General features: G+C 63.0%; 15 protein-coding genes. 5 read left to right on the forward strand and 10 right to left on the reverse strand.

The features are described 5' to 3' along the window. Positions 1-87: 87 nt before the first annotated feature. Positions 88-1,461, reverse strand: a complete 1,374-nt coding sequence (locus J3361_RS08555; protein ID WP_207963894.1) for a GTPase/DUF3482 domain-containing protein — start codon at positions 1,459-1,461, stop codon at positions 88-90. Beyond that, positions 1,454-2,821 (reverse strand): DUF2868 domain-containing protein, encoded by a 1,368-nt coding sequence (locus J3361_RS08560; protein ID WP_207963895.1) that lies wholly within the window; start codon positions 2,819-2,821, stop codon positions 1,454-1,456. The genes J3361_RS08555 and J3361_RS08560 overlap by 8 nt, the downstream gene beginning before the upstream one ends. Before the next feature lie 86 nt (positions 2,822-2,907). On the opposite strand from J3361_RS08560, the gene J3361_RS08565 reads away from it, so the two are divergent. Continuing rightward, positions 2,908-3,420 carry a dihydrofolate reductase gene (locus J3361_RS08565; protein WP_207963897.1) on the forward strand — a complete coding sequence of 171 codons (513 nt, stop codon included), beginning with the start codon at positions 2,908-2,910 and terminating at the stop codon, positions 3,418-3,420. Positions 3,421-3,538: 118 nt separating this feature from the next. Here J3361_RS08565 and J3361_RS08570 read toward each other — a convergent pair whose 3' ends face one another. After that, the gene (locus J3361_RS08570) at positions 3,539-4,930 is read right to left on the reverse strand and encodes an L-cystine transporter (RefSeq protein ID WP_207963898.1); all 1,392 of its coding nucleotides are present in this window, start codon (positions 4,928-4,930) and stop codon (positions 3,539-3,541) included. Positions 4,931-5,172: 242 nt separating this feature from the next. Here J3361_RS08570 and J3361_RS08575 point away from each other — a divergent pair, with 242 nt between their 5' ends. Beyond that, a complete protein-coding gene (locus J3361_RS08575; RefSeq protein WP_207963900.1) occupies positions 5,173-6,228 on the forward strand; it encodes a haloacid dehalogenase-like hydrolase in 1,056 nt (351 codons plus the stop codon). Between the two features lie 241 nt (positions 6,229-6,469). Here the strand turns inward: J3361_RS08575 and ilvD are convergent, their stop codons facing one another. The 3 genes from ilvD to J3361_RS08590 form a co-directional block, all read right to left on the reverse strand. After that, complete coding sequence (ilvD, locus tag J3361_RS08580) at positions 6,470-8,311, reverse strand: dihydroxy-acid dehydratase (RefSeq protein ID WP_207963902.1); 1,842 nt, start codon at positions 8,309-8,311, stop codon at positions 6,470-6,472. Positions 8,312-8,579: 268 nt separating this feature from the next. Further along, a complete protein-coding gene (locus tag J3361_RS08585; RefSeq protein WP_207963903.1) occupies positions 8,580-9,785 on the reverse strand; it encodes an MFS transporter in 1,206 nt (401 codons plus the stop codon). A gap of 213 nt (positions 9,786-9,998) precedes the next feature. Next, positions 9,999-11,195: a class I SAM-dependent rRNA methyltransferase gene (locus J3361_RS08590; RefSeq protein WP_003206543.1), complete on the reverse strand. Its 1,197-nt coding sequence runs from the start codon at positions 11,193-11,195 to the stop codon at positions 9,999-10,001. 392 nt (positions 11,196-11,587) lie between these two features. Here J3361_RS08590 and J3361_RS08595 point away from each other — a divergent pair, with 392 nt between their 5' ends. The 3 genes from J3361_RS08595 to J3361_RS08605 are packed head-to-tail and all read left to right on the forward strand — an operon-like array spanning position 11,588 to position 13,618. Next, positions 11,588-12,403 (forward strand): HDOD domain-containing protein, encoded by an 816-nt coding sequence (locus J3361_RS08595; protein WP_207963953.1) that lies wholly within the window; start codon positions 11,588-11,590, stop codon positions 12,401-12,403. A gap of 28 nt (positions 12,404-12,431) precedes the next feature. Next, on the forward strand, positions 12,432-13,244 hold the full coding sequence (gene mutM, locus J3361_RS08600; protein ID WP_207963905.1) for a bifunctional DNA-formamidopyrimidine glycosylase/DNA-(apurinic or apyrimidinic site) lyase: 813 nt from the start codon (positions 12,432-12,434) through the stop codon (positions 13,242-13,244). Between the two features lie 53 nt (positions 13,245-13,297). Beyond that, positions 13,298-13,618, forward strand: a complete 321-nt coding sequence (locus J3361_RS08605) for a multidrug transporter (RefSeq protein ID WP_207963906.1) — start codon at positions 13,298-13,300, stop codon at positions 13,616-13,618. Between the two features lie 163 nt (positions 13,619-13,781). Here the strand turns inward: J3361_RS08605 and J3361_RS08610 are convergent, their stop codons facing one another. The 4 genes from J3361_RS08610 to J3361_RS08625 all read right to left on the reverse strand — a co-directional run bounded on the left by J3361_RS08610 (position 13,782) and on the right by J3361_RS08625 (position 17,187). Further along, complete coding sequence (locus tag J3361_RS08610) at positions 13,782-14,033, reverse strand: YfhL family 4Fe-4S dicluster ferredoxin (RefSeq protein WP_003206534.1); 252 nt, start codon at positions 14,031-14,033, stop codon at positions 13,782-13,784. Positions 14,034-14,166: 133 nt separating this feature from the next. Continuing rightward, entirely contained in the window at positions 14,167-14,646 is a 480-nt protein-coding gene (gene coaD / locus J3361_RS08615; protein WP_003177462.1) for a pantetheine-phosphate adenylyltransferase, read from the reverse strand. Between the two features lie 251 nt (positions 14,647-14,897). Further along, on the reverse strand, positions 14,898-16,493 hold the full coding sequence (locus J3361_RS08620; RefSeq protein ID WP_207963907.1) for a GMC family oxidoreductase: 1,596 nt from the start codon (positions 16,491-16,493) through the stop codon (positions 14,898-14,900). Positions 16,494-16,641: 148 nt separating this feature from the next. Then, positions 16,642-17,187 (reverse strand): twin-arginine translocation pathway signal protein, encoded by a 546-nt coding sequence (locus J3361_RS08625; protein ID WP_207963908.1) that lies wholly within the window; start codon positions 17,185-17,187, stop codon positions 16,642-16,644. Positions 17,188-17,200: the final 13 nt, after the last annotated feature.

Below are 17,200 nucleotides of genomic sequence, written 5' to 3' on the forward strand. Positions count from 1 at the left end.
CCGCGATACAGGCGCCTCGGTCTCTGAAAAACCGCATCGCTTTCATCGCGGGCAAGCCTTGCTCCCACAAAATCCCTTGCTACAGGGCTATAGCTGCCCGGCCAACTGCTCGATCTGCTCCTGCCGCTCCGCCTGGCTCAATCGCGCCTGGGGATTGAGCGATGACCATTGCGGATGCGCCCGCGCCTTGTTCAGGGCTTCAGGTAGCTTGCCTTCGCGCCAGGTCTTGTCCTGAGGCGTAGCGATGCGGATGCTGTCCAGCGCCGCGTGGCCGCGCAGATTGAGAGCTTGCAACAATTGCCTTTGGCGCAGGGCCAACAGGCGCAGCACGCCGTCGTCCACCGTCAGTTCCCGTTGCCCCTTGAGCTTGCCTATCAGCCGGTTGCCGTAGCTGCGGGCGGTTTGCAGGGTGCCGCCGACAATGGCCCCGGCCAGGGCCGCGGCACCGAGGGTCAGGCCGCCCACCAGCAAGTCCACGCCAGCGCCCGCCGCTGCGCCCGCCGCGATCCCACCGCCGACGCGTACACCCAGTTGCTTGAGGGTCTCGGGGTTGAACAAATCATCGCCCCAGCGCCCGTCGAGCAGCGGCAGGTCGCTGGCGGCGGCGTCCTGGGGACGGAACGCGTAGAGCTTGAGCAGCGCTTCGACGCAGCGCTGTTCGCGTTGACGCACCGCGTTGCGCAACTCGCCGATGGCCTGGCGTTCCAGCTCGGTATCGCTGGCGACGCTGCGGCGGCAAGCGGCGCAGTCGATCAGCAGTTCGGCGATCAAGCGTGCCGCGCTCTGCTGGCGGGCCAGGCGTTGGGCCTGCTGGTCGGCGACCAGCCGCTCCAGTTGCCCGCGGGCGCTTTCCAGCAACAGCGCCAGGCTCTCATACAAACGTCGCTCGCCGTCCTCGGGCGGGGCGACGCTGTCAAAGCGCACCAGGGCGTGCAACCCCAATCGCGCCAGGGCTTCGCGCCAGTCGGGTTCACGATGCTGGGCGCTGCTGACGAAATTCAACACCGGCAGCAGCGGTTTGCCACAACTGGCGAGGACTTCCAATTCGTCGCGGTACTTGGCCAGCACCGGTTCCCGGGCATCGATCACATACAAACCGGCGTCGCTGGCGAGCAATTGGCGCAGCACCTTGGCTTCCTGTTCGAAGCGTTGCCGCGCTTCGCTACCCTCGAGGAAGCGAGCCAGGCGCGCCGGGCCGTCGAGGCGTTCGCCCGGACGCTCCAGGCGCTCGAGGTAATCGAGCAGGGCGATGGCGTCTTCCAGGCCCGGCGTGTCGTACAGCTCCAGCAACGCTTCGCCGTCCACCGACAGGCGCGCACCCTCGACATGCCGGGTGGTGCTTGGGCGGTGAGACACCTCGCCGAAGCCGACGTCGCGGGTCAAGGTTCGCAGCAATGAGGTCTTGCCCACGTTGGTGTGGCCGACCACGGCCAGTTTCAGCGGCTTCACGGGGTCAGTCATGGCCGCTCTCCAGCCAGTTCAAGGGCATGCAATCGGCGAACGGCAACTGCAACTGTTGCAACGCGCTGTGCCAGTCGCCCAGGCGCTCGGCGTCCAGCGCTTCGCCGGGCGGCGCCTGCAACAGCCAGACGCGGGTGGCGCTGGCGCTGCGGGCCAGCTCGGCGATCAGCGCCAGGCTGCCACGGTCCGGCGAGCGACGTGGGTCACAGGCAATCGCCAGGCGTGCCGGCGGAAAGCGCGACAGCTGTTCGAGGAGTTTGTGGCGCGACTCGCGACTGTCGAGGATGCCGGCGTTTTTCACGGTTTCGGGCAGCTTGGGCGGCCAGGGCCGATCGTCCAGTTCGATCGCCACCAACAGCGCGCCGTCGCTGTCCATCGCACTGACGGCGCTTTCGACTCGATGCAAGTGCGCGGGGGCGGCGTCGTTGACGCCCAGGCGTTCGCTGCTGGGCATCAGCCGTTCACGCAACTGGGCGTAGCCCGGCAGGTTCAAATCCAGGCGCAATGTGGCGCGACCGCGTCGCCAGCGCCACAGGCACAGCAGCGCCAGGCCCAGGCGCGGCAGCAGGCCATAGACCAGCAGCACGCCAACCAGCCAGGCAGCCCAGGCCTGGCGGGCGGTTTCGATGTTCAGCGCGGTGTCGCCACTGGCGCGGATCATGTCCTCTGTCGGCACGCTGAAGCCCAGCAGTGCCGGCAGGGCGCCGAGGGCCTGGGTCATGGCGACGAAGGTTTCGCTGCCCAGCAGGGTGGTTTCCCAGACGAAGCCATAGCGCCGGGTCGCCATCAGCAGCAGGACGATGACCAGCGCGCTGAGCATCGCCAGCAGCCACAGGCCATTGACCAATGCGCCGAGGGCCCAGCGACTGAGTTTGTGCCGTTGCAGCAACAACAGCAGGGCCGGCGCCAGTTGGGCGGCCTTGGCGTCGCGGGCGAGTTTTTCGCTGAGCCACAGCCACAGGCGTCCCAGCGCGGCACCTTGCTCACCGGCAAAGACCAGGCCCAGGACCCAAGCGATGAGCAGTACCAGATTCAAGCCCAACAGGCTGCCCAAGGCCCAGAACACATTGACCGGTGCCTGGCCGTCACCGAGGGCGGCAAACCCGAGGCCGGCGCCGCTGATGACGGCGAGCAGCGCCAAGGCGATCAGTGCCAGGCGTGCCCCTTGCAGCCAATGGCGCAGGGCTTGCGTGAGGCCATCGCGCTCGGCCAGCCAGCGGGCGCGCTGGTGGATGCGGGTGGAGAGATCGCCGCCGGCCGCACGGGCCAGGCGATTGCCTTCCTGGTCTTCGAGCGGGCCGGCGTGTTCTTCACGCAGGCGGATCGTCTCGGTCAACCAGAGGTTCTGCAGTACTGTCACGGGGGCTTCCGTTGCTCGAATGAGGGTTGAGCATAACCGCTGTGATGCCTGTCGGGGTACGCCGGGCCTCTGGTATCCTCGCGGCCATGAACAAAACTCTCCCCTTAAGCCTGATCGCAGCCCTCGGTGAAAACCGTGTGATCGGCGTCGACAACAGCATGCCCTGGCACCTGCCGGGGGACTTCAAATACTTCAAGGCCACCACCTTGGGCAAGCCGATCATCATGGGGCGCAAGACCTGGGACTCCCTCGGTCGACCGCTGCCGGGGCGGCTGAACATCGTCGTCAGCCGCCAGCTCGGGCTGGTGTTGGAGGGCGCAGAAGTGTTTTCCACCTTGGAGGCCGCAGTGGCGCGGGCCGAGGCCTGGGCGCTGGAGCAGGGTGTCGACGAGTTGATGCTGATCGGCGGCGCCCAGCTCTATGCCCAGGCCCTGGAACAGGCGGATCGACTGTACCTGACCCGCGTGGCGCTGAGCCCGGAAGGGGATGCGTGGTTCCCGGCATTTGATGCGAGCCAGTGGACGCTGGTCTCGAATCAGCCGAACCCGGCCGAAGGGGACAAGCCGGCCTATAGCTTTGAGGTGTGGGAAAAGCTGTAGGCCCTGTGGGAGCTATACCTGTGGGAGCAAGGCTTGCCCGCGATGAAAGCGACGCGGTCTACCATGGATCGAGGTGGCCGGATCGCGGGCAAGCCTTGCTCCCACAGGTAGCAGGCAATCAAGCGTGCACCAACTCCCCATGCTCCTGGGCATCAAGCAACGCCTTGTCCGTCTGCTGCATCACCTGGCTGGTGATCGCCCCGGCGGTGATCGAGCCGCTGACGTTCAACGCCGTACGGCCCATGTCGATCAGCGGTTCGACGGAAATCAGCAAAGCCACCAGCGAGACCGGCAAGCCCATGGCCGGCAGTACGATCAGCGCGGCGAACGTCGCGCCGCCACCGACCCCGGCCACCCCGGCCGAACTCAATGTCACGATCGCCACCAGCGTCGCGATCCAGACCGGGTCCAGCGGGTTGATGCCCACGGTCGGCGCGACCATCACGGCCAGCATGGCCGGATAAAGGCCGGCACAACCGTTCTGACCGATGGTGGCGCCGAACGAGGCGCTGAAGCTGGCAATCGCCCGGGGGATGCCGAGGCGGCTGGTCTGGGCTTCGATGCTCAACGGGATGGTGGCCGCGCTGGAGCGGCTGGTGAAGGCGAAGGTCAGCACCGGCCAGATCTTGTGGAAAAAGCGCAACGGGTTGATCCCGGCAGCGGACACCAGTAGGCCATGGACCACGAACATCAGGCCCAGCCCGAGGTACGACACCACGACAAAGCTGCCAAGCTTGATGATGTCCTGCAAGTTGGAACCGGCCACCACCTTGGTCATCAACGCCAACACACCGTATGGCGTCAGCTTCATCACCAGGCGCACCAGGCGCGTCACCCAGCTTTGCAGGGTGTCGATGGCGTTGATCACTTTCTGGCCTTTTTCCACGTCATCCTTGAGCAACTGCAACGCCGCGACACCGAGGAACGCGGCGAAGATCACCACGCTGATGATCGACGTCGGCTTGGCCCGCGCCAGGTCGGCAAAAGGGTTCTGCGGAATGAACGAAAGCAGCAGCTGTGGGATGTTCAGGTCGGCGACCTTGCCGGCGTAATCGCTCTGGATCACTTGCAGGCGCGCCAGCTCCTGAGTGCCGGCCACCAGGCCTTCGGCGGTGAGGCCGAACAGGTTGGTCAGGCCGATGCCGATCAGCGCGGCGATGGCGGTGGTGAACAGCAGCGTGCCAATGGTCAGGAAGCTGATCTTGCCCAGGGACGAGGCGTTATGCAGGCGAGCCACGGCGCTGAGGATCGAGGCGAAGACCAGTGGGATCACGATCATCTGCAGCAACTGCACGTAGCCGTTGCCCACCAGGTCGAACCAGCCGATCGAGGCCTTGAGCACCGGATTGCCGGTGCCATAAATCGTGTGCAGGGCGATACCGAACACCACGCCCAGCACCAGCGCCAGCAGCACTTTCTTGGCCAGGCTCCAGGTGCGGTGACGGGTTTGCGCCAGGCCGAACAGCAAGGCGAGGAACACCAGCAGGTTGAGGATCAGCGGCAGATTCATCAAAAGAGACTCCGATAAGACGTGCCAGTCGCCCGAAGCCGCGACTGTGAGCCGGGAAGCCTAACAGCCTGATATCTAATGAATTAATACTAAAAAGGCATGTTGATTGTCGTTTATGGAATAAGGACTTGGCGTTTGCGGGTATGTCGCTGGCGTGATCAGGACGCAAGCGGTCGCGGCTGGGCGAGGACTGTCACACGCATTTGTTAGCGTCGAGTTCTTTGAACCCGGGAGAAATGCCGATGAAGCTCGCACCTCGTTTTCTCGCTGTCGCCTTGAGTCTTGGCCTCGTCGGCCAGGCACTCGCCACCGAACTCAAGCATTGGCCAGCGGAACAGGCCAAGGCCCTGGAAGCGATGATCGCCGCCAACGCCAACAAGGGTAACTACGCGGTGTTCGACATGGACAACACCAGTTACCGCTACGACCTCGAGGAATCGTTGCTGCCGTTCATGGAGAACAAGGGGCTCATTACCCGGGAAACCCTCGACCCGTCCTTGAAGCTGATGCCGTTCAAGGACACGGCCGACCATAAGGAAAGCCTGTTCAGTTATTACTACCGTTTGTGCGAAGTGGACGACATGGTCTGTTACCCGTGGGTGGCCCAGGTGTTCTCGGGCTTCACGCTCAAGGAGCTCAAGGGCTATGTCGATGAGTTGATGGCGTCCGGCAAGCCGGTTCCGACCACCTATTACGATGGCGACAAGGTGGTCCAGTACAACGTCAATCCGCCGAAAATCTTCACCGGCCAGGCCGAGCTGTACAACAAGCTGATGGAAAACGGCATCGAGGTCTATGTCATGACCGCCGCTTCCGAAGAACTGGTGCGCATGGTCGCCTCGGACCCGAAATACGGCTACAACCTCAAGCCGCAGAATGTGATCGGCGTGACCACGCTGCTCAAGGACCGCAAGACCGGCGAGCTGACCACCGCACGCAAGCAGATCACCAACGGCAAATATGACGAGAAGGCCAACCTCGGCCTGGAGTACACGCCTTACCTGTGGACCCCGGCGACCTGGATGGCCGGCAAGCACGCGGCGATCCTGACCTACATCGACGAATGGAAAAAGCCGGTATTGGTCGCGGGTGACACACCAAGCAGTGACGGCTACATGTTGTTCCACGATGTGGACGTGGCCAAGGGCGGGATTCACCTGTGGGTCAATCGCAAGGACAAGTACATGACCCAGATCAACGGCATGATGGCCAAGCACGCCGCGGCCCAGGCCAAGGAAGGGCTGCCGGTGACGGCGGACAAGAACTGGGTGATCGTCAAGCCTGAAGACATTCAGTAAGTCCTGTCCCCACAGTAATACCAAGGACCCTGTGGCGAGGGGATTTATCCCCGCTGGGCTGCGAAGCGGCCCTCAAACCAGACAACTCGGTGTGCCAGGAAGATGAGTTCACTGCTTTAGGGCTGCTGCGCAGCCCAGCGGGGATAAATCCCCTCGCCACAAAAGATGACTTGGCTCAAAGGGTCGAACTGAAGCCCAAAAAAATGCCCCGCACTTGGCGGGGCTTTTTTATGGGTAGCGCTTACAGGCCGTCAAGCATCGCCTTGTTACGCACCGCGCCCTTGTCGGCGCTGGTGGCGAGCAGGGCGTAGGCCTTGAGGGCCGTGGTGACTTTGCGTGGACGCACTTCCACCGGTTTCCAGCCCTTATTGTCCTGTTCGACACGGCGCCCGGCCAGTTCTTCGTCGCTGATCAACAGGTTGATCGAGCGGTTCGGAATGTCGATCAGGACCTTGTCGCCATCGCGTACCAGGCCGATGGCGCCGCCCGCCGCTGCTTCCGGTGAAGCGTGGCCGATGGACAGGCCCGAGGTGCCGCCGGAGAAGCGGCCATCGGTCAGCAAGGCGCAGGCTTTGCCCAGGCCCTTGGACTTCAGGTAGGACGTCGGGTAGAGCATTTCCTGCATGCCCGGGCCGCCTTTCGGACCTTCGTAGCGAATGATCACGATGTCGCCGGCCTTCACTTCGTCGGCGAGGATGCCGCGCACGGCGCTGTCCTGGCTTTCGAAAATCTTCGCGTTGCCCTCGAACACATGGATCGACTCGTCGACGCCGGCGGTTTTCACCACGCAGCCGTCCAGGGCGATGTTGCCGTACAGCACGGCCAGGCCGCCTTCCTGGGAGTAGGCGTGTTCGACGCTGCGGATGCAGCCGTTTTCACGGTCGTCGTCCAGAGTTTCCCAACGGGTCGACTGGCTGAACGCGGTTTGCGTCGGGATGCCCGCCGGGCCGGCCTTGAAGAAGTGATGCACGGCCTCGTCGGTGGTCTGGGTAATGTCCCACTTGGCGATGGCCTCGGCCATGGTCGTGCTGTGCACGGTCGGCAGGTCGGTATGCAACAGACCGCCACGGGCCAGGGAGCCGAGGATGCTGAAGATCCCGCCGGCACGGTGCACGTCTTCCATGTGGTACTTCTGGATGTTCGGCGCGACCTTGCACAGTTGCGGCACGTGACGGGACAGGCGGTCGATGTCGCGCAGGTCGAAATCGATCTCGGCTTCCTGGGCCGCAGCCAGCAAGTGCAGGATGGTGTTGGTGGAACCGCCCATGGCGATGTCCAGGGTCATGGCGTTTTCGAACGCCTTGAAGTTGGCGATATTGCGCGGCAACACCGACTCGTCGTTCTCGCCGTAGTAGCGCTTGCACAGCTCGACGATGGTCCGGCCGGCCTGCAGGAACAACTGTTCGCGATCGCTGTGGGTGGCGAGGGTGGAACCGTTGCCCGGCAATGCCAGGCCCAAGGCTTCGGTCAGGCAGTTCATCGAGTTGGCGGTGAACATGCCGGAGCAGGAACCGCAGGTCGGGCAGGCGCTGCGCTCGTACTCGGCAACCTTCTCGTCAGAAGCGCTGGAGTCGGCGGCGATGACCATGGCATCGACCAGGTCGAGGCCGTGGCTGGCGAGCTTGGTCTTGCCGGCTTCCATCGGGCCGCCGGAGACGAAGATCACCGGGATGTTCAGGCGCAGGGCGGCCATGAGCATGCCGGGGGTGATCTTGTCGCAGTTGGAAATGCACACGATGGCGTCGGCGCAGTGGGCGTTGACCATGTACTCGACGGAGTCGGCGATGATCTCGCGGCTCGGCAGCGAATAAAGCATGCCGTCGTGGCCCATGGCGATGCCGTCGTCCACGGCGATGGTGTTGAATTCCTTGGCCACGCCGCCGACGCGTTCGATTTCCCGGGCAACCAGTTGGCCGAGGTCCTTGAGGTGGACGTGGCCCGGTACGAACTGGGTGAAGGAGTTGGCAATGGCGATGATCGGCTTCTTGAAGTCGTCATCCTTCATCCCCGTGGCGCGCCACAAGGCACGGGCGCCGGCCATGTTGCGGCCATGGGTGGATGTTTTCGAGCGGTAATCAGGCATGGAGCACTCCGGGCGGCTAATCAGGTACTTATCAGGTATCAATGGGGAAGTGAGCTTCTGTCGACGTCTGGAGCACCCGGGTTTGGCCGTGTGTCCGGAAGTGGCCGATGACTTTGCAGGATCGCTGCGCGCCTCGGCATGAGCTCATAAACCCGCCGGGGATGAATGGCGATGAATGTCACGATTCTACACCGCTGGCGCCAGGATGAAATGACGCAAAGCGCTGATCGGGGGCCAATGTCGCGTGCGGAATGACGACTGGCAGGATTCAGCCGGCCCGCAACGCGCTGTAGCGATGCCGGACCAAGGCATTGAGTGCCAGCCCCAGCAGGCTTAGCAGGACCAGGCAGAGAGCCAGGGTGAGCTGCAAGTCCAGCGGTGTGAGGCTGATCGCGGCGCTGGTGAGCCCGCCGACAATGAAGATCAGCACGCTGCCGGCCGAAGCGGATGTGCCGGCCTGCCTGGGAAATCGATTCATGGCTTGGGTGTGGGCGGCTGCGCGGGCAATGGTCGTTCCGGTGGTGCAGACGATCATGGGCAGCAACAGAGTCGTGACTGACAAGCCCAGGTGATTGGCGAGTCCCAGCATCAGCAGGCCTGCGATAAGGATCAGGCCCAGGCCCGTGATGATTTGTGCCTGTGGATCGATTCGATGGCTCAGCACGGTCGCGACGGCCCCGCCGCCTATATAGGCCAGCCCATAGCCCAGCAGCGCCAACGAAAAAGCCTCGGGAGAGAGGTGCAACTGGTCGATCAAAACCAGCGGTGAAATGACGATGAACGAAAAGTGACAGGAAAAAGCCAGGGCCGAGGTCAGCCAATAGGCCATGAAACTGAAGTCGCCGCAGACCTTTCGATAGGCGGCGATGAAATCCAGACGCCTGGTTGGGCTGCCTGCCGCAGGGCGTTGAAGTAAACGGCTGGCGCTGATGAATGCAGCGATGGCCAGGGCGATGAACACCAGGAAACTGCCACGCCAGCCCATCCAGCTTTGCAGCCCGGTGCCGGCCAGGGGCGAAACGGAAATGAAAATGCCCCCGCAGGTGACCAGGAAGATCCGCAGTCGCTGCTGTTCCTGGCCGGTGAACAAGTCTTGGATCAGCGCTTGGGACAGCACGAAACAGCCACACCCCAAGGCCTGGACAATCCGGAACAGCAAATAAGACCAATAGCCGTCGGCAAGCACGCAACCCGCTGCTCCAACGGCGGAAATGGTGATCCCGATCAGCAGCAGGTTTTTTCGCCCCATGACGTCGGAAAGCGGACCGACCAGCAGTTGCGAAAGGGCGATACCCACCGCGAACAGGCTGACGGACAGGGCAATGTCCGACGATGGACGTTCAAAATGTTCGGACAGGGCAGGGAACGAGGGCAGCACGACATCGATTGGAAAGACGCCGAGCAGCGTCAGCGTCAGCAACAAGCCGACGGTGGCCGGTTTGCGGGCCGCCAGGCGATTTTGCGGATCAGTCATGAGGCGTTCCAAAGCGTACTTGAAGGGAGCTTTCAATCCTAATGCGTCATGTTCGCCAGTCACGGGGAGATTGAGTAGGACGTTTCTGGTAATTGCGTGGGGGGACTCCTACAGATTTATCCAGGCGCGCAAAAAAAATCGCAGCCAAGGCCGCGATCAGCATGCAATCCGAGTGTGCGGGGCACAGCGCTACGGCACTGGCCCCGCCTGGCCTCAGCTGTTGGGCAACAACCGGCAGGTGATGCTCTTGATGTAGCGGGTTTCGGCGATGGCCGGGTGTACCGGGTGGTCGGGCCCCTGGCCGCCGCGTTCGAGCAGTTGGATGTTGCGGTCCAGATGACGGGCGCTGGTCAGCAGGATGTTTTGCAGGTCGTCCTCGGGCAGGTGCATCGAGCACGATGCGCTGACCAGGATGCCGTCCTTGCTGAGCAGGCGCATGGCTTGCTCGTTGAGGCGGCGATAGGCGCCTTCGCCGTTCTTCAGGTCTTTCTTGCGCTTGATGAAGGCCGGTGGGTCGGCGACGATCACGTCGAAGCGTTCTTCGCTGGCCTTGAGTTCCTTCAAGGCTTCGAAGACGTCGCCTTCGATGCAGGTCAACTTCTCGGCGAAGCCGTTCAGCGCGGCGTTGCGCTCGACACCGTCGAGGGCGAAGGCCGAGGCGTCGACGCAGAACACTTCACTGGCGCCGAACGCCGCGGCTTGCACGCCCCAGCCGCCGATGTAGCTGAACAGGTCCAGCACGCGTTTGCCCTTGGCGTACGGGGCCAGGCGTGCGCGGTTCATGCGGTGGTCATAGAACCAGCCGGTTTTCTGGCCTTCCATGACTGGCGCTTCGAACTTCACGCCGTTCTCTTCCAGGGCGACCCATTCCGGCACCAGGCCGAACACGGTCTCGACGTAGCGGTTCAGGCCTTCGGCATCACGAGCGGCGGAGTCGTTCTTGAACAGGATGCCGCTGGGCTTGAGCACTTGGGTCAGGGCGGCGATCACGTCGTCCTTATGGGCTTCCATGGTGGCCGAGGCGATCTGCACCACCAGGATGTCACCGAAGCGGTCGACCACCAGGCCTGGCAACAGGTCGGAATCACCGTAGACCAGGCGATAGAACGGCTTGTCGAACAGCCGCTCGCGCAGGGACAACGCCACGTTGAGGCGATGCACCAGCAGGGATTTGTCCAGCGGCAGCTTCACGTCACGGGACAGCAACCGGGCGCAGATCAGGTTGTTGGGGCTCATCGCAACGATGCCCAGCGGCTTGCCGCCGGCGGCTTCGAGGATGGCCTGGTCGCCGGCCTTGAAGCCGTGCAGCGGGGTGGCGGCTACATCGATTTCGTTGCTGTAGACCCACAGGTGGCCGGCGCGCAGGCGACGGTCGGCGTTGGCTTTGAGGCGCAGGCTAGGCAGGGACATGACGTCGCTCCGGAAAAAAGAGCGGGAGTATACCGTGTTGCAACCTTGGCGGGGCTTGCGGTGGACATGTGGTGAGGGGGACACCTTCTCCCTTGGCCGTAGAAACTGTGTAGCTGTGTAGGGGCTGTCGAGTGCAACGAGGCTGCGATCTTTTCCACTGCCCATTGAGTCGCGAGCGAAAGATCAAAATCAAAAGATCGCAGGCTTCGCCAGCTCCTACAGAGCGCGGGCCTCACGCGCAAGCCGATGCCTGAAGGAAAGTTCCGCCGATCTACCCGGTGGTGTATCGGATCCATCTTTAAGGGTTAGAATCCCCGTCTGACCCAGAGTGTGTACTCATGTCCAAAGAGCTATCCGCCGAACAGATCCAACAGTCCTTGCAAGGCATCAGCGTGCCGCCCCAGCCGCAGATCATGGTGGATCTGCAGATGGAGCAGTACATGCCCGACCCAGACCTGGAGACCATCGCCAAGTTGATCTCCCAGGACCCGGGCCTCTCGGGGGCCCTGCTCAAGATCGTCAATTCGCCGTATTACGGCCTGCGCAACAAGATCACCTCGATCCAGCGTGCGGTGAACCTGCTGGGCAGTCGTTCGATCATCAACCTGATCAACGCGCAGTCGATCAAGGGCGAGTTGCACGACGACGCCATCGTCACCCTGAACCGCTTCTGGGATACCGCCCAGGACGTGGCGATGACCTGCCTGACCCTGGCCAAGCGCGTCGGCCTGGAAAACGGTGACGAAGCCTATGCCTTGGGGTTGTTCCACGATTGCGGCGTGCCGTTGATGCTCAAGCAGTTTCCCAACTACATGAGCGTGTTGGAAGAGGCCTACGCCAGTGCCAGCGCCGAGTGCCGCGTGGTGGACACCGAGAACCGTGTGTTCAACACCAACCATGCGGTGGTCGGCTACTACACCTCCAAATCCTGGCGCCTGCCGGATCACGTCAGCCAGGCGATCGCCAACCACCACAACGCCCTGGCGGTGTTCAGCGACGAGTCGTCACGCAACAACAGCCAACTGAAAAACCTGCTGGCGATCCTGAAGATGTCCGAGAACATCTGCGCGTCCCACCGGGTGCTGGGCAACCAGGCCGAAGACCACGAGTGGGAGAGCGTCGGGGGCCTGGTGCTCGACTATATCGGTTTGTCGGAATACGACTTCCAGACCCAGAAACAGGAAATTCGCGACCTCGCCTCTCGTTGAGTGCGGCGTCGCCTGACGCGAGAACCCCATGCCAGAACTGCCGGAAGTCGAAACCACCCGTCGCGGCATCGCGCCCCATCTTGAAGGCCAGCGGGTCAGTCGCGTGGTGGTCCGTGACCGCCGCCTGCGCTGGCCGATTCCGGAAGATCTCGACGTGCGGCTCTCGGGCCAGCGCATTGTGCAGGTAGAACGGCGGGCCAAGTACCTGTTGATCAATGCCGAGGTCGGCACGTTGATCAGCCACTTGGGCATGTCCGGCAACCTGCGGCTGGTGGAGGTCGGCATGCCCGCCCTCAAGCATGAGCACGTGGACATCGAGCTGGAGTCCGGCCTGGCGTTGCGCTACACCGACCCCCGGCGCTTTGGCGCGATGCTTTGGAGCCTCGATCCGCTCAATCACGAGTTGCTGATTCGCCTCGGCCCCGAGCCGCTGACCGAGCTGTTCGATGGCGAACGGTTGTTCCAGCTCTCGCGGGGGCGTTCCATGGCGGTCAAGCCGTTCATCATGGACAACGCGGTGGTGGTGGGCGTGGGCAATATCTACGCCACCGAGGCGCTGTTCGCCGCCGGGATCGACCCGCGCCGGGCCGCCGGCGGTATTTCCCGGGCGCGTTACCTGAAGCTGGCGATCGAGATCAAGCGCATCCTCGCCCATGCCATCGAACGCGGCGGCACCACGTTGCGCGACTTCATCGGCGGAGACGGCCAGCCCGGCTACTTCCAGCAAGAGTTGTTCGTCTACGGCCGGGGCGGGGAGTTGTGCAAGGTCTGTGGCACGGGCCTGCGGGAAATCCGCCTGGGGCAGCGCGCCAGCGTCTGGTGCCCACGCTGCCAGAGCTGATCGGTCCTACGGTCTATAGTCAGTATTAACTGATTTAGCCGAAGGATCGCCCGATGAAATTGCTTCGACCTGTCGTTCTCGCGCTGCTGCTGAGTGTTGGTTTGCCTGCCCTGGCAAACAGCGGCAGCGGCGATCCGCGCTACACCATCCAGAACCCGCCGGCCTTCGCGATGCTCGGCGACCTGCTGATTGCCCGTCCGCTATTGCTTGCCGCCACGGTGATCGGGGCTGGGGCATTCGTGGTGTCGTTGCCCTTTACCGCGCTGGGCGGTGGGGTCGGCGATGCGGGGAAAGCGCTGGTGGTGGACCCGGCGAAAGCCACGTTTGTGCGATGCCTTGGGTGTGTGGGGGAGGGGTTTGAGCGGCAGGAGTAATTGTCAGCATGTGCATTTGTGGTGTGGCTGCTGGCCCTTTCGCGAGCAGGCTCGCTCCCACAGGGATCTATTGAGTTCACACAATCTGTGTCCTAAGCAAATCCCTTGTGGGAGCGAGCCTGCTCGCGAAGAGGCCGGCAAAGACGCTACAAAACCACCTGGCTCAAGCCTTGCCAGTAATCTTGCGATACTTCGCCATCAACTGCTCTTCCGTCTCCGGATGAGCCTCATCCAGCGGGATGCAATCCACCGGGCAAACCTGCTGGCACTGGGGTTCGTCGTAATGGCCGACGCACTGGGTGCACAGGTTCGGGTCGATGACGTAGATTTCCTCACCTTGGGAAATGGCCTCGTTCGGGCATTCGGGTTCGCAGACGTCGCAATTGATGCAGTCGTCGGTGATGATCAGGGACATGCAGGCTCCTGCCGGGGCGTTGGGCCCGGGCATCTGAAAACGTATGGGCGCAATTGTGCCGCATTGGCGAGCGCAGTGCACGCGGGCGCGATGGACTGCGCTGCGCTGCGAGCTGACTCGCAGCGCCAGCCGGTTATTTCTTGAAGCGCAGGGTCAGTGCGTCGGCCACGGCCGGGTGGACGAACTTGGTGATATCACCGCCCAACGCCGCGATTTCCCGCACCAGGGTCGAGGAAATGAAGGAATAGCGCTCCGACGGCGTCAGGAACAGGCTCTCGACGTCCGGTGCCAATTGGCGGTTCATGTTGGCCAGTTGGAACTCGTACTCGAAGTCCGAGACCGCACGCAGGCCGCGCAGGAACACATTGGCGTTCTTTTCCTTGGCAAAGTGGGCCAAAAGCGTCGAAAAGCCGACCACTTCCACGTTGGGCAGGTGCTTGGTGACCTCGCGGGCCAGCTCCACACGTTGTTCCAGCGGGAACAGCGGGTTCTTCTTCGGGCTGGCGGCGACGGCAATGATCACATGGTCGAACAGGCGCGCGGCGCGTTCGACCAGATCGCCATGGCCCTTGGTAATAGGGTCGAAGGTACCTGGGTACAACACTCGGTTCATCGCGTCGTCCTGGCGGGAGTCCGTTGGGGAGTCGGATGGTATCGCAGCCTTCTCGGTCGGCCAAGTCGGCTGTTGCGTAAGAAAGCACTATAGACGCTGCGAATAACCCGGTTTTTCAGCCGTTCGATAGACCCGTGGCGAGGGAGCTTGCTCCCGCTGGGCTGCGCAGCAGACCCATTTTGTGAGCGCTTCGCGCTCGAGCGGGAGCAAGCTCCCTCGCCACGGGTTCGGTGTTTTTCTCAATAAGGTGTTCATGGGTTCTTCAGGCGCTCGGCCAGGGCCGTCGCCAGTTGTGCGGTCAGCCCGTACACCGATAATTGCGGGTTGGCGCCGATGCTGGTGGGGAACAGCGAGCCGTCATGGATCGACAGGTTGCCCAGTTGGTGATGGCGGCCCAGGCTGTCGGCGACGGCGGTTTTCGGGTCTTCACCCATGGCGCAGCCACCCATTACATGGGCGCTGCCCAGGCGCGTGCGATACAAGGCCAGGTCGAGTCCGTCGATCAACGCGCGGGCTTCGGCCAGGGTCTTCACGTAGCCGGCATCGCTGTGCAAGGGCATGACTGCTTTTGCGCCACCAGCGAACTGGATCTCGGCCATGCTGTGAAAGGCTCGGCGCAAGCCGTCCCATGTGTATGGCGAAACGGGGTAGTCGAGCACGGGCGTGCCGTCGCTGCGCAGCTCGACACTGCCGCCGGGACTGTCCGGGTGAAAACCGTCGCGCAACAGCGCCAGCATGGCGTGGGTATGGGGCAGTCGGGACATATGCAAGGCGTTCTCGGGACCGAACCCGCCCAATAGCGTCGCGGCCAGGGCCGGGTGCAAAGGCGGGACTTCAAGCTTGTACGACATCTTGCCGGTGGTGCCGTCCTGCCATTGAAAATGATCCGAATAAATCGATTGTGGCGCGCCGTAGAACGGATTGATGACCTCGTCGAATTGCCCGGCGGACATGTTCACCAGATGCAGGAAGGTGCGTTTGCCCAAGCGTTCATGCGGATCTGGCGCAGCGGAGCGCAGCAGCAGGCCTGGGCTGTTGATACCGCCGCCCGCCAACACGTAGTGCCGCGCCTTGACGGTGATGCGGCGCCCGGTCGGCGCGACGCAACGCTGGTCCATGGCTTGGCATTCGAGGGCGACGACGGCATCGTTCTTGATCGTCAGGCGCTCGGCCCGCGCCAGGTAAAGCAGCGCGCCACCCTTGTCCAGCGTGGCCGGGATGGTGGTGACCAGCATCGACTGCTTGGCGTTGGTCGGGCAGCCCATGCCGCAATAGCCCAGGTTCCAGCAGCCGCGGACGTTGCGCGGGATGACATGCCAGGCGTAGCCCAGTTGTTCACAGCCTTTGCGGATCACGTCGTTGTTGGCGTTGGGCGGAACCAACCACGGCGCCACGCCCAGGCGTTGTTCCATCTGCGCGAACCAAGGCGCCATGTCCGCGCGGCCGTGGCCCTTGACGTTGTGCTCGGCCGCCCAGTGGTCAAGGGTCTGGTCGGGCGTGCGGAAGCTGGAGGTCCAATTGATCAGCGTCGTGCCACCGACCGCCCGGCCCTGGAGAATGGTGATGGCGCCGTCCTTGCTCATGCGCCCGAGGCCTTCCTGGTACAGGCTGCTGTAGGCCTGGTCTTCGAGCAGCTTGAAGTCATGGCTGGTCTTGAGCGGCCCTTCCTCGATCAGCAACACGCGGTAGCCGGCGGCACTGAGGATTTCTGCCGTGGTGCCGCCACCGGCACCGCTGCCGACGATGGCAACGTCCGCTTCCAGGGTCAGGTCTTCGGTCAACTGCGCGCCGTTGTAGGTGGTCCAGCCACGGGCGAGGCCTTCGCGGAAGGGATCGGGTACGGGCATGTTCGGGGCTCTCTTATTGTTATATGTCGATGAAGAGGAACCCTGTGGGAGCGAGCCTGCTCGCGATGGCGTTGGATCAGCAACATCTGTATGGACTGACACACCGCAATCGCGAGCAGGCTCGCTCCCACAGGGTTTAACTTGATTTTCAGACCGTTGGAGGTCCTGGATACCCGCAATGCCCCCAAGCCTCGGGGCGGCTGTACCAGGCCATCATCACCAGTTGCAGCAACGAGCTGTGGCCTTGTCGTAGCAGGTCCAGTGAACTGTTTTCCCACCGGACGAGGAACTGGCGGATGTCATCGGCGCTGGCGTTTTCCCACGAGCCCCAGACCCCGGTCAGTGGTCCACGGGTAATGCTCAGGGTGAGCACATCGAACAGCTGATGCGTGAGCTTGAGCATGGCGGGGGACAAGTGGGCCAGGCCGTTGTCCAGGCTTTTCAGGGTTTCGTCAGTGGCGGCAGGGATTCGTTCGGGGGTCACTGCGCCCTCCAGCATCACGGGGATGATGCTGCGTAGAAATGGCAGGTCGCTGTCGCGCAGGGTGATCAAACCCGCGGCCGGTTGGCTTGGCGAGCAACCGCTCAGGCTGACGCCGAGCCCGACGGTGGCCAGGAAGGCGCTGGCGCCAAGGCTGAATTTCAGCAGGCCGCGCCGTGACAGCGCGGGGGTATCGATGAGGCTTGGGTTCATTATTGTTATTACC

The sequence above is a fragment of the Pseudomonas sp. OA65 genome (genome assembly GCF_017498305.1).
GTDB lineage: Bacteria > Pseudomonadota > Gammaproteobacteria > Pseudomonadales > Pseudomonadaceae > Aquipseudomonas > Aquipseudomonas zanjanensis.